9 protein-coding genes are annotated in these 13,243 nt (G+C 73.0%); 4 read left to right on the forward strand and 5 right to left on the reverse strand.

All coding sequences use genetic code 11. The annotated features are described in order from the left end of the window. Positions 1–499: 499 nt before the first annotated feature. The 5 genes from rsmA to rsmI form a co-directional block, all read right to left on the reverse strand. Positions 500–1,366 (reverse strand): 16S rRNA (adenine(1518)-N(6)/adenine(1519)-N(6))-dimethyltransferase RsmA, encoded by an 867-nt coding sequence (gene rsmA, locus ABTY62_RS05440; protein WP_352128051.1) that lies wholly within the window; start codon positions 1,364–1,366, stop codon positions 500–502. Between the two features lie 28 nt (positions 1,367–1,394). Then, on the reverse strand, positions 1,395–2,597 hold the full coding sequence (locus ABTY62_RS05445) for a resuscitation-promoting factor (protein WP_352128052.1): 1,203 nt from the start codon (positions 2,595–2,597) through the stop codon (positions 1,395–1,397). Positions 2,598–2,690: 93 nt separating this feature from the next. Continuing rightward, positions 2,691–3,671: a TatD family hydrolase gene (locus ABTY62_RS05450; RefSeq protein ID WP_352128053.1), complete on the reverse strand. Its 981-nt coding sequence runs from the start codon at positions 3,669–3,671 to the stop codon at positions 2,691–2,693. A gap of 139 nt (positions 3,672–3,810) precedes the next feature. After that, positions 3,811–4,275, reverse strand: coding sequence for a hypothetical protein (locus ABTY62_RS05455; protein WP_352128054.1), 465 nt, complete (start codon positions 4,273–4,275; stop codon positions 3,811–3,813). A gap of 161 nt (positions 4,276–4,436) precedes the next feature. Continuing rightward, positions 4,437–5,315: a 16S rRNA (cytidine(1402)-2'-O)-methyltransferase gene (gene rsmI / locus ABTY62_RS05460; protein ID WP_352128055.1), complete on the reverse strand. Its 879-nt coding sequence runs from the start codon at positions 5,313–5,315 to the stop codon at positions 4,437–4,439. A gap of 146 nt (positions 5,316–5,461) precedes the next feature. Here rsmI and ABTY62_RS05465 point away from each other — a divergent pair, with 146 nt between their 5' ends. From ABTY62_RS05465 to ABTY62_RS05480, 4 genes are all read left to right on the forward strand, one after another. Further along, entirely contained in the window at positions 5,462–7,249 is a 1,788-nt protein-coding gene (locus ABTY62_RS05465) for a dolichyl-phosphate-mannose--protein mannosyltransferase (RefSeq protein WP_352128056.1), read from the forward strand. Between the two features lie 106 nt (positions 7,250–7,355). Further along, positions 7,356–8,996: a penicillin-binding transpeptidase domain-containing protein gene (locus ABTY62_RS05470; RefSeq protein WP_352128057.1), complete on the forward strand. Its 1,641-nt coding sequence runs from the start codon at positions 7,356–7,358 to the stop codon at positions 8,994–8,996. 167 nt (positions 8,997–9,163) lie between these two features. Next, positions 9,164–10,357, forward strand: a complete 1,194-nt coding sequence (locus ABTY62_RS05475; RefSeq protein ID WP_352128058.1) for an FAD-dependent monooxygenase — start codon at positions 9,164–9,166, stop codon at positions 10,355–10,357. Positions 10,358–10,530: 173 nt separating this feature from the next. Then, the gene (locus tag ABTY62_RS05480; protein WP_352128059.1) at positions 10,531–13,203 is read left to right on the forward strand and encodes a caspase, EACC1-associated type; all 2,673 of its coding nucleotides are present in this window, start codon (positions 10,531–10,533) and stop codon (positions 13,201–13,203) included. Positions 13,204–13,243 lie beyond the last annotated feature (40 nt).

The raw sequence follows: 13,243 nt of genomic DNA on the forward strand, positions 1-13,243 counted from the left end.
CGGGGGCGTGGCCCGGCGGGGGCGTGGCCCGGCGGGGGCGTGGCCCGGCGGGGGCGTGGCCCGGCGGGGGCGTGGCCCGGCGGGGGCGTGGCCCGGCCCCCTGCGGGGCCGGGACGCAGCCCGCAGTGCTCGGGGCACAGCCCCCTGGCGCGAGTGGGGCCCAACGCCGGGCGCCGGGCCGGGGGCCCGGCAGGGGCCGCGGCGCCTGGCCGGGGCACCGCCCCGCGGAGAGCAAGGCCCCGGGGCCCAGCAAGAGCCCGGGCGCAGCCGCCGGCGGGGCCGGGGGGCTCGCCGGGCTGGGTGCACCACCCCGTGCGCCGGCCGGGGCACGGCCCCCGCAGCGGGGTCCGGGGCGCAGCCTCGGATTCGGGAAGGGGCGGGGTGGGGGAAATCACCGAGCGGGTCCGGGGCGCAGCCCCGACAGCGGGGTCCGGGGCGCAGGCCCGGGATCGGGGTCCGGGGCGCAGCTCCGGATTCGGGGAGGGGCGGGGTGGGGGGATTACGCCGTCGTCGGGCGCTGCTCCGCGATCGCCGCGAACTGCTCGACCGTGAGGGCCTCGCCCCGGGCCTGGGGGGAGACGCCGGCCGATGTGAGGGCGGCCTCGGCCGCCACCGCGGAGCCGGCCCAGCCCGCGAGGGCCGCCCGGAGCGTCTTGCGGCGCTGCGCGAAGGCCGCGTCGATCACCGCGAAGACCTGCTCCTTGGTGGCGGTGGTGCGCGGCGCGGGGCGGCGGACGAGGGAGACTAGGCCGGAGTCGACGTTCGGCGCGGGCCAGAAGACGTTGCGGCCGATCGCCCCGGCGCGCCTGACGTCCGCGTACCAGGCGGCCTTGACCGACGGCACGCCGTACACCTTGGAGCCGGGCGCCGCCGCGAGCCGGTCGGCGACCTCCGCCTGGACCATGACGAGGGTCCGCTCGATGGTGGGGAAGCGGTCGAGCATGTGCAGCAGCACCGGGACCGCGACGTTGTACGGGAGGTTGGCGACCAGCGCGGTGGGCGCGGGGCCGGGCAGCTCCGTGATGCGCAGGGCGTCGGAGTGGACGAGCGCGAAGCGGTCCGCGCGGCCGGGCAGCCGGGCCTGGACGGTCGCGGGGAGCGCGGCCGCGAGGACGTCGTCGATCTCGACGGCCGTGACCCGGTCCACGGCCTCCAGCAGGGCCAGGGTCAGCGAGCCGAGCCCGGGGCCGACCTCGACGACCACGTCGTCGGGCCGGACGTCGGCGGTCCGGATGATCCGGCGGACGGTGTTGGCGTCGATGACGAAGTTCTGGCCGCGCTGTTTGGTGGGGCGCACGCCGAGCCGGGCGGCCAGTTCGCGGATGTCGGCGGGGCCGAGCAGGACGTCGGAGTGGGTGGAGCTCACCGGTGAAGCTTACGGCCCCTGGCGGGGGCTATTGGTTCAGCCGCTGGCCGCACTGCGGCCAGGGGCTCGCGCCCCGCTGGACGTACAGCTTCTTCGCGCGGTAGGTCTGTTCGTCCGCGGGCGCGTTCTGCGGGCTCCCCTGCCCGCCCAGGTCGTGCCAGGTGCCCTGGTCGAGCTGGTAGAGCCCGCCGTAGCGGCCCGTGCCGTCGACCGCGTCCGCCCGGCCGCCGGACTCGCAGCGCGCCATGGCCTGCCAGTTCAGCCCCTCCGCGCCGGCCACCGACTGCGGCAGCCGGGGCTTGGTGCCGACGCGGACGACGCGCGCCACGGGCTCCCGCACCACGCGGGTCTTCAGCTTCCGGGGCCGCTGCCGGACCCCGTTGACGGTGCGCACCAGGTAGGTGGTCCGCTCGAGGCCGGGCTCGCCCGCGACGGCCACCAGCTCGGCGCCCTGGAGGACGGTGGGGTCCGCGCGCCGGAGGGTCGGGAAGGGGATGTCCCGCTCGCGTACCTCCTCGCGGCCGCTGATCCGCATGACCGAGACGGTCTGGCCGTCGCGCGGAAAGCTCTCCAGGGCCACGGAGGTGGTGTCCTGGCCGCGGAGGGTGATCGCGGTCTCCGCGAGGGCGTCTGCGACGGTGGCCGCGTTGGTGCGGACGGTGTGCTCGCGCCCGTCGGCCATGAAGGTGACGGTGCGTTCGGTCCGTACGTCCAGGTCCAGGCCGCGCCGCGAGATCGCGGCGGAGCGCGACGCCGACAGGTAGGCGCCCTCGGCGCGCACCCCGAGCTGGCGCAGCGCGCCGTCCACGGTGCCGGCCGTGGTCCACACCCGGCGGCGCTCGCCGTCGAGGGTGAGGGTGACCGGGCGGCCGTAGCGGACGGCGATCCGGTCGCCGCTGACGAGGTCCTGTCCGGGCTCGGGGGCGACGAGGTCGTGGGCGCCGATCTCCACGCCCTCGTCGGCGAGCAGCTCCTCGACGTCCTCGGCGTAGGTGTGCAGGGTGCGGGGGCGGCCGTCGACGCTGAGCCGTACCGCCTTGTCCTGGGCCACGAAGGCGGAGGTGCCGCCCGCCAGCGCGGCGACGACCAGCGCCTGGGGCAGCAGCCGACGCAGCTGCTCGGGCCGGGCGGCCCGCTGCCTGCGGCGCCCGGCCCGGCGGGCGGCGGCCCGGCCGCCCGCGCCGCGGTGGCCGGCCGCGGCCCGGCGGCGGCCCTGCGTACGACGGCTCACGACAACACTCCGGAAACACTCCACAAGTCCACTGGTCAGGGCATGAGTTCCGGGACTGTAGCGGAGCCGCGACGACTCTCCAAAGCGGTACGATTACTGTACGTGACACCCTTCCCCGGGCTCGCCGGCCCCGGAAACCGGCGCGCGATAGCCGAAAACCCGCGCGGTATTGGCCGCGACGGCGGCCGCGAGGGTGTCCTCGGGGACGCCCTTGACCTCCGCCATGGCCCGCAGGGTGAGCGGAATGAGGTACGGGGCGTTAGGCCGTCCGCGGTACGGGGCCGGGGTGAGGAAGGGCGCGTCGGTCTCCACCAGCAGCAGGTCGAGCGGGGCGACGGCGAGGGCCTCGCGCAGCGGGGTGGCGTTCTTGAAGGTGACGTTGCCCGCGAAGGACATGTAGTAGCCGTGGGCCGCGCAGATCTTCGCCATGGCGGCGTCGCCGGAGTAGCAGTGGAAGACGACGGTCTCGGGCGGGCCCTCCTCGGCCAGCACCCGCAGCACGTCCTCGTGCGCCTCCCGGTCGTGGATGACCAGCGCCTTGCCGGACCGCTTGGCGATGGCGATGTGACCACGGAACGACCGTTCCTGGGCGGCGATGCCCTCGGGGCCGGTGCGGAAGTAGTCGAGGCCGGTCTCGCCGACGCCCCGCACCTGCGGCAGCGCGGCGAGGGCCGCGATCTCCTCGAGGGCGGCGTCCAGGGCCGCCTCGCCGCCGGGCTCCCGCGCGCCCTGCCGGGACCAGCCATCCGGGTCCCCGTGGACGATGCGCGGCGCCTCGTTGGGGTGCAGGGCGACGGTGGCCCATACGTTCTCGTGGGCCTCGGCCGTCGCCGCCGCCCAGCGCGACCCGGCGAGGTCGCAGCCCACCTGGATGAGGGTGGTCACGCCGACCGAGGCGGCCTTGGCCAGCGCCTCCTCGACGGTGCCGGACTGCATGTCCAGGTGGGTGTGCGAATCGGCGACCGGCACCCGCAGCGGCTCGGGGAGCGGCGGCGGGGCGTCCTTTTCCTTTTGCGTGCTTTGTGCACTGCTCTTGGTGCTGTTGTCGCCGGGGGTCGTTGTGTTCTGCGCCATGAGCGCGATTCTATGAATGCTCGGGGGAGCCTGGAAAATCCGGAAATCCGGGGGAATCCAGAGAATCGCGCCCCGGTGGCGCTCATTCGAATATGGTCCGGCTCATATGCGTGTGACCGGACTCACCACCGGCTGTTAACTACTTCCGGTGGTTCTGGAACGGGTGCAGCAGATCCGACAGATGCCAGTGGTGCCCACGGCGCTGCCGCTCCTCCCGTGGGGCCTGCGCGGCCGACGCTCCGTCGGACGCCTCGCCGTCCGCGCCGGCCGCCCGCCGGCCGCGCCGCCGGGGCTCCCCGGCGAGGCTCCGCAGGGCCGTCGACACCTGGCCCGACCTCATGATGCGCACGAGGTCGGCGCCGCAGTTGTGGCAGTTGGGGCTGGTCAGCGGGGACCGTACGCGCAGGCCGTCGGTGAAGTAGACGACAAACGCCCTCCCCTCGGCGTCCACGTGATGCTCGATGTCGTACGACTGCTCCCAGCCGTGCCCGCACTTCATGCACGCGAAGGCGTACGCCTCATGGGCGACCTCCGCGTCCGCCGTGTCGGTGGTGGTGTGGGCTATCGGGCGAACGCCGCTCGAGGTACCCGCAATTTCGCTCATGGCAACTCCTCTTGTCCGCAGGACAAGTCTTCCGGGACTGGACGTCCCACCTCTAGTGGACGCCTTTATGAGCCCCGGGCGCAGCTGCCCTTCCACCTCTTGAATGAGATTTGGCGGCCGGATGCCCCAAAGCCCCTGCCACCCGGCCTAACCTTTGCTTTTCAGCCTTTCCCTTTACCTTCGCCGGGATCCGATCGTGCCGCGTTCTTTGCCGCCACGACGGCGTCGAACACATCCCGCTTGGGCACCCCGGCCTCCTGCGCGACCGCCGCGATGGCCTCCTTGCGGCGCTCCCCGGCCTCCTCGCGGACCGCGACCCGGCGGGCCAGCTCGGCCGGATCGGCCTCGTCGGGACCGGCCTCGGGGGCGCCCTCGACCACCACCGTGATCTCGCCCCGTACGCCCTCGGCGGCCCAGGCCGCCAGCTCCTTCAGCGGGCCGCGCCTGACCTCCTCGTAGGTCTTGGTCAGCTCGCGGCACACAGCCGCCCGCCGGTCCGCGCCGAACACCTCGGCCATGGCGGCCAGCGTGGCGTCCAGGCGGTGCGGGGCCTCGAAGTACACCAGCGTGCGGCGCTCGGCCGCGACCTCGCGCAGCCGCCCCAGCCGCTCGCCCGGCTTGCGCGGCAGAAAGCCCTCGAAGCAGAAGCGGTCCACCGGCAGCCCGGAGAGCGCGAGCGCGGTGAGCACGGCGGAGGGCCCGGGCACCGCGGTGACCGTGATCCCCTGCTCGACGGCGGCGGCGACCAGGCGGAAGCCGGGGTCGGAGACGGACGGCATGCCCGCGTCGGTGACCAGCAGCACCCGCGCGCCGCCCGTCAGCGCCTCCACCAGCTCGGGCGTACGGGCCGCCTCGTTGCCCTCGAAGTAGGACACCACCCGGCCGCGCGGCTGCACGTCCAGCGCCTGGGTGAGGCGGCGCAGCCGCCGGGTGTCCTCGGCGGCCACCACGTCGGCGGCCGCGAGCTCGGCGACCAGCCGCGGGGGCGCGTCCCGCGTGTCGCCGATGGGGGTTCCTGCCAGTACCAGCGTTCCTGTCACGCGTTCCATCCTCGCAGCCCGCCCGCCGGGCCCCGGAAAACTTGACGGCGAACCCCGACCGCAGCCCCGTCCGCGGCCCCGACGGCAGGCCCCGCGTCCCCGGCCGGACGACTTGGCTCGCCACTCCCACAGTCCCCTTCCCTACGATGGGCCGGGTGACGAGTGACACCGCGACCCACGCCCAGCCGGGCCGAGCCGCCGGCCAGCATCCGCCTGCCTGGCAGCGGCGGCTGCGCCGCTTCGGATACGCGGGCCGTCCGCGGTCGGACGTACGGGAGCGGCTGGTGCCCCCGTACGCACCGCCGGGGACCCGGCTGTGGGAGGCGCTCGGCGCGGCTCCGCCGGCGGCGGCGCGGATCGCCCGCTGGACCGGCTGGGGCGGTCCGCTGCTGGTCGCGCTGTTCGCCGGGCTGCTGCGCTTCTGGCGCCTCGACAGCCCGCACAAGGTCATATTCGACGAGACGTACTACGCCAAGGACGCCTGGGCGCTGCTCCGGCTCGGCTACGAGGGCACCTGGCCGAAAAACGCCAACGCCAAGATCATCGGGGATCCCCAGCAGATCCCGCTGAGCGACGCCGCCGGGTATGTCGTCCACCCACCGGTGGGCAAGTGGGTCATCGCGGTCGGCGAGCAGCTCTTCGGCCTGACGCCCTTCGGCTGGCGGTTCATGGTCGCCCTGCTCGGCACGGCCTCGGTGCTCATGCTGTGCCGGATCGGACGGCGGCTGTTCCGGTCCACCTTCCTGGGGTGCCTGGCGGGCGTGCTGCTGGCGGTGGACGGCCTGCACTTCGTGATGAGCCGCACCGCGCTGCTCGACCTCGTCGTCATGTTCTTCGTGCTGGCCGCCTTCGGCTGTCTGCTGATCGACCGCGACCAGGCGCGGGCGCGGCTCGCCGCCGCCCTGCCGGTCGACCCCGACGGCACCGCCCGCCCCGACGCGGACGTCGCGGCACGGCTGAAGCTGGGCCTGCGGCCGTGGCGGATCGCGGCCGGGGTGTGCCTGGGGCTCGCTGCCGGCACCAAGTGGAACGGCCTGTACGTGCTGGCGGCCTTCGGTGTGATGACGGTCCTGTGGGACATGGGCGCCCGCCGCACGGCCGGCGCGCGCAAGCCCTTCCGCTCGGTGCTGCGCCGGGACACCCTGTGGGCCTTCCTGGCGACCGTCCCTGTGGCGCTGGTCACCTACCTCGCCACCTGGTGGGGCTGGTTCACCTCCAGCGGCCGCTACAGCCGCGAGACCGGCTGGACCCACAGCGGCTACTTCCGGCACTGGGCCGAGACGCCGAAGGCGAAGGGCGGCGGCGGCTACAGCGACCAGGGCTTCTGGTCCTGGCTGAATCCGCTGCGCAGCCTGTGGCACTACGAGACCGAGGTCTACGAGTTCCACGTGGGCCTGCACGACCCGCACATCTACCAGTCCAACCCGTGGAGCTGGCTGGTCCAGTCCCGCCCGGTCTCCTACTTCTACGAGTCCCCGTCCGCCGGGGAGGCCGGCTGCCCCAAGGACGCGACCGAGAAGTGCGCCCGCGAGGTGCTGGCGCTGGGCACCCCGCTGCTGTGGTGGGCGGCCTGCTTCGCGGTGGCGTATCTGCTGTTCCGGTGGGCGCTGCGGCGGGACTGGCGGGCGGGCGCGATCCTGTGCGGCCTGGCCGCGGGCTATCTGCCGTGGTTCCTGTACCAGGAGCGCACGATCTTCTCCTTCTACGCCGTGGTCTTCGTGCCGTTCCTGTGCCTGGCGGTGGCGATGATGGTCGGCGCGATCCTGGGGCCGCCGGGGGCGACGGAGAACCGGCGGGTGATCGGTACGGTCGGCGCGGGTGTGCTGGTGCTGCTCATCATCTGGAATTTCATCTACTTCTTCCCCCTCTACACAGGTCAGACGCTCCCCATGGACCAATGGCGGGCCCGGATCTGGCTCGACACCTGGATCTGACGGGTTGGTCGAGCGCCGGGGCCGCGTCCGCGATGCCGGTAGAGTGCCCCGGACCACGCCCGCCATCGAGCGGTGGAGGGCTTCGAAGGACTGTGGGGGTTCTGCAATGCGGAGTGGCGCGAGAGCCGCGGTCATCGGTGCGGTGTTCGCCGCCATGGTCGGGGTCGCCGGTTGCGGCAGCGGTGAGAGCGGCTCGACCGGTTCGAAGGAGGGCGCGGACACCGGGGCCGGGGACGAGAAGCCGGTGGTCAAGAAGGTGAAGACCGGCCCGCCCAGCGCGGCCGAGGTCAAGACCACGGCCGAGGACTTCCTGGCCGCCTGGTCCGCCGGACAGACCGCGAAGGCCGCCGCCCTCACGGACGACGACAAGGCCGCCACCGCCGCGCTCACCGCCTACCGTGACAAGGCCCACATCGGAAAGGTGGCGCTCGCCGCGGGGCAGCGCACCGACCGTACGGTGCCGTTCACGGTCAACGCCCAGATCTCCTACGGCGGGCGGCAGGTCCCCTGGACGTATGAATCCGCGCTCACCGTGACCCGCGACACCACCACCGGCGCGGCGGTCGTCGACTGGAAGCCCTCGGTGGTGCACCCGAAGCTGGGGGCCGGGGACGCGCTCAAGACGGGCCCGGCCGGCACGCCCCCGATCAAGGCCGTGGACCGGGACGGCGCCGAGCTGACGGCCGCCGACCACCCGACGCTCAAGGCGATCCTGGACGGCCTGCGGGAGCGGTACGGCAAGAAGGCCGGCGGCACGCCGGGCGTGGAGACCTGGATCTCCCGCGCCAAGGGCTCCAAGTCCCCCGACGAGACCCTGAAGGTGCTCTCCAAGGGCAAGGCCGGCACGCTCCACACGACGATCGACGCGAAGCTTCAGGCCACGGCGGAGCAGGCGGTGAACAAGCGGCCCAAGGCCTCGGTGGTGGCGGTCAAGCCCAGCACCGGCGAGGTGCTCGCGGTCGCCAACTCCCCCGCCCAGGGGTTCAACACCGCCTTCCAGGGGTCGTACGCGCCGGGCTCGACCATGAAGGTCATCACCTCGGCGCTGCTGATCGACAAGGGCCTCGCGGGCTACGGCAAGCCGCACCCGTGCCCGAAGTACTTCTCGTACGGCGGCTGGAAGTTCCAGAACGACAAGAAGTTCGAGATCAAGGGCGGCACGTTCGAGCAGAGCTTCGCCCGCTCCTGCAACACGGCCTTCATCAGCCAGGCCCCCAAGCTGGCCGACGACGATCTCACCAAGGAGGCCCGGGACGTCTTCGGCATCGGGCTGAACTGGCAGACCGGCATCGCCTCCTTCGACGGCGCGGTGCCGGTGCAGACCGCCGCCTCCAAGGGCGCCTCGCTGATCGGGCAGGGCGGGGTGCGGATGAACCCGCTCAACATGGCGTCGGTCTCCGCGACCGTCGCCAGCGGCACCTTCCGCCAGCCCTACCTGGTCTCCCCCTCGCTGGACAACCGGACCCTGGCCAAGGCCCCCCGCGCCCTGAAGCCGGGCACCCGGCAGCAGATCAAGAACCTGATGAAGCTGACCGCCACCGCGGGCACCGCCGCCCAGGCGATGTCCGGGATGAGCGGTGACTTCGGCGCCAAGACCGGCTCGGCCGAGGTCGACGGGCAGAAGGAGCCCAACGGCTGGTTCACCGCCTACCGCGGCGACCTCGCGGCGGCGGCCGTGGTCCCGGCGGGCGGCCACGGCGGTGACTCCGCGGGCCCGATCGTGGCCTCGGTGCTGCGCGCGGGCTGACACGACAACGGACGACCGGACGCGGCGTCGGCAGGGCCTTCGGGCCCGTGTCGGCGCCGCGTCGGCGTTTGCCCTTGGTGTCCGGCGCGTGTCGGTGGCGCGTCGGCGGTGCGTCGGCGGCCCGGACCAGCATCGGGGCTGTCCGATCACCACTGATGGGAGTCACCATGCGCCACGGGAAGCGTCGCCAGAGCGTGCTGATCTCGGGGGCCGGCATCGCCGGGCCCGCGCTCGCCTACTGGCTGGACCGGTACGGGTACGAGGTCACCGTCGTCGAGCAGTCCGCCGGGCCGCGTCCCGGCGGGCACGCGGTCGACGTCCGCGGCCCCGCGCTCGAGGTGGCCCGCCGCATGGGCGTCCTGGACCGGATCCGCGACCGCCGCACCGGACTGCGCGGTATGTCGGCGGTCGACGCCGAGGGCCGGGAGCTGTTCCGCACCACCGAGCGCACCCTCAGCGGCGGCGACCTCGACAGCCCCGACATCGAGATCCTGCGCGACGAACTCGCCGCGATCGTCACCGACGCGGGCGGCACCGGGATCGAGTACGTCCACGGCGACTCCATCGACCGGCTGGAGCAGGACGCGGAGGCGGTGCGGGTCGCCTTCCGCGGCGGGGCACGGCGCGCCTTCGACCTGGTCGTGGGCGCCGACGGGGTGCACTCCCACACCCGCGGGCTGGTCTTCGGTCCCGAGGACGACTTTCTCCACCACCTCGGGACCTCCACGGCCGTGTGGACGGCGCCCAACTACCTGGACCTGGACCGCTGGCAGATCGTCCACCGGATGCCGGGCAGGCTGTGGGGCGCGCTCGTGATGAGCGTGCGCTGCAACAAAGAGGTCCGCGTCCACGTCGGCTTCGACTGGGACGAGCCCCCGGCCGAGTCCGTGGCCCGCGACCCGCGGGAGCAGAAGCGCCTGATCGCCGGGGAGTTCGAGGGGGCCGGGTGGGAGCTGCCGCGGCTGCTGGAGTACATGTGGGGCGCCCCGGACTTCCACTACGACTCCATGGCCCAGATCCGCATGGACTCCTGGTCCCTCGGCCGGGTGGCGCTGCTCGGCGACGCGGGCTACTGCGGCTCGCCCCTGTCCGGCCAGGGCACCAGCATGGCCCTGGTCGGCGCCTACGTCCTGGCGGGCGAGCTCAGGGCCGCGGACGGCGACCACGAGGCCGCGTTCGCGGCGTACGAGCGGGAGCTGCGCGCGTACGTGACCGCCAACCAGGAGCTCGCGCTGACCAACAAGGCCGTGATGGACGCCCGGGACGCGGCGGAGCTGGGCGAGGCGGAGGCGCGGGAGTTCGCCGACGAGTTCGGGGCGGGCGAGGACGTCGCCAACTCCTACGCGGTCAGGGACTACTGACGGTACGGCCGTCCAGCCACCCCGGCCTCCCTTGGGTTGAGGCAGAATATGAGACCGTCGTCACTCAAGGGGGGCTCGTTGCGGATCGACGTTGACGTGTGCGGTGATGTGCGGGGAGCGCGGCGGCCAGGCGCCGCCCAGGCGTCCGCCGGAGCGGAAGAGGGGCGGCGGCCGTGACACTCCTGCCCGCCGCGGCCGCCTCACGGGCGGTGCTCATCGGCACCAGCCGCTACGACCACCTGGAGCAGCTCCCGCAGGTGGCACACAACCTCCGCGCGCTGGCCGCCACCCTGTGCGCCCCGCAGTCCTGGGGGCTGGCCACCGAACACTGCACCGTGATCGAGAACCCCCATGACGCGGTCGAGGTCCTGGACGCCGTCCGGGCCGCGGCCGAGGAGGCCACCGACACCCTGCTGGTGTACTTCGCGGGCCACGGCCTGGTGGAGCCGCGCCGCGGGGAGCTGGTGCTCAGCCTCGCCGGGTCGCTGCGGCAGCGGTCCTACACGGGGCTGCCGTACGGCACTCTGCGCGACGTCATGTCCGACGGCCCGGCGGGCCGGCGGGTGATGCTGCTCGACTGCTGCCTCAGCGGTGAGACGCCCGGCTACGTCGACGGCGTCGAGGCGGTCATGGAGCGCGCGGCGGTCGACGGCGCCTGTCTGCTGGCCGCCGTTCCCGACAGCAGCTTCGCGTTCGCCCCGCCCGGCGAGACCCACACCGCCTTCACCGGCGAGCTGCTCAGGCTGCTGGGCGAAGGGGCCCCGGGCGGGCCGGAGCTGCTCGACCTGGACACGGTCTACAGGCAGGTGTACGCGGCGCTGGGCGCGAAGGGGCGCCCGCTGCCGCACAAGCGCGACCGCCGCGGCATGGCGGGCGGGCTGGCCCTGGCGCGCAACGCGGCCCCGGCTCAGCCCGTCTTCGGCCCGACGCCCCCGTCGTACGCGCCCGCCGGCGCTCCCCCGCCGCCGTCCACCCCGCCCCCGCCACCGCCCGGCTGGCCCCCGGCGGCCGCCCCGGCCCCCGGCGGTGGCAGGCCGGGCAACCGCCGGATCCTGGTGCGCTCCGCGGTGGCGGCGGTGGTCGTCGGCGGCCTGCTGGCCGCCGGCATCCCGCTGGTGAACGGCTGGATGGGGGACGACTCCTCCAAGAAGGACGACGCGAAGCCGTCGCCGACGGCCACGGGCTCCCCGAAGCCCCTCCCGAAACCCGAGTACAACGCCGCGACCAAGAGCGTCGTCAACCCGTCGAAGGCCAGGGGCGGCACGCTGAAGTTCGTCGGCAGGAATGACGCCGACTACTGGGATCCGCAGCGCACCTATTACGGATACGCCTGGAACTTCTCCCGCTACTTCACCCGCCAGCTGGTCACCTACGCCCCCAAGCCCGACAAGGGCGGCGGCGAGCTGGTCCCGGACCTCGCGGCGGGCAAGGCCGAGGTGAGCGACGGCGGCAAGACGTACACCTACACCCTGCGCTCCGGGCTCACCTGGGAAGACGGCTCGAGTCTCACCTCCGAGGACATCAAGTACGGCATCGAGCGGTCCTGGGCCACCGATGTGCTCCCCGGCGGCCCGAGCTATCTCCGGCAGGTCCTCGACCCCGACGGAAAGTACAAGGGCCCCTACAAGGACGACGGGGGCCTGAAAACCATCGAAACCCCTGACGCGAAGACCATCGTCTTCCATCTGGCCGAGCCGAACAGCGACTTCGAGCAGATGCTGGCGATGCCGGCCGGTTCGCCCGTGCCGAGCGCGAAGGACACCAAGGTCAAGTACACGGAGCGGCCGTTCTCCTCCGGGCCGTACAAGTTCGGCTCGTACAAGCAGGGCAAGTCGCTGGAGCTGGTCCGCAACGGGGAATGGAACCAGAGCTCCGACCCGATCCGCACCGCCCTGCCCGACCGGATCACGGTCGACATCGTCCAGGACGACAACGCCAGGAGCCAGCAGCTCCTCGGGGGCACCTACGACCTGGACCTCGAACCGGCCTCGCTCGCCAAGGCGGCCATCGCCAAGGCCCAGACCGGCACGCTCAAGGACCGCCTGGACGACCCGTACACCTGGGGCATCCGCTATCTGGCCATGCCGCGGACCGTCAAGCCGCTGAACAACATCCACTGCCGCAAGGCGATCGTCCATGCCACGGACCGGCGGTCCGTGCAGACAGCCCTCGGCGGCCCCGCCGCCGGTGAGATCGCCACGAACATGCTCCCGCCGGGCATCGAGGGGGCGAACCCCACCGACGATCCGTACGGCGTCCTGGAGAACGGTGGACGGCCCGATGTCGCCAAGGCGAAGAAGGAGCTGGCGGCCTGCGGCAAGCCGAACGGCTTCCGTACCACCGTCCCGGTGCGCGCCGGCAGCGCTGACAACATCTCCGCCGTCCAGGCGCTCCAGCGCTCGCTGTCGTCCGTCGGGATCACGATCACCATCGAGCAGATCGAACTCAGCAACTACTACACGGCCGTGGGCACGCCCTCGACCGTCAAGAAGAGGGGCTACGGCATCATCCTCGGGCGCTGGCTGCCCGACTTCCCGTCCGGCCAGGGATTTCTCCAGCCCCTGGTGGACGGCCGCTTCATCCCGAGCTCGGGCAATGTCAACCTCGCCCAGCTGGATGACGAATCCATCAACGGCCTCTTCGACAAGGCGATCGCCGAGCAGGACCGCAAGGAGATCAGGGACACCTACCGAGAGATCAACCGGAAGGTCTCCGACACCGCCGGCTATGTCCCCCTGATCTTCCAGAAGAACTACACCTGGCGCGGCCCCCGGCTGACCAACGTCTACACCAGCCACATCTATGCGGGCAGTTACGACTTCGCGTCGCTGGGTGTCGCCAAGTAGGCCCTGTCCGGCGGAACTTGACGCCTGCGGCGGGCTCGCC

This window comes from Streptomyces sp. NPDC097640, from assembly GCF_040302705.1.
Lineage (GTDB): Bacteria > Actinomycetota > Actinomycetes > Streptomycetales > Streptomycetaceae > Streptomyces.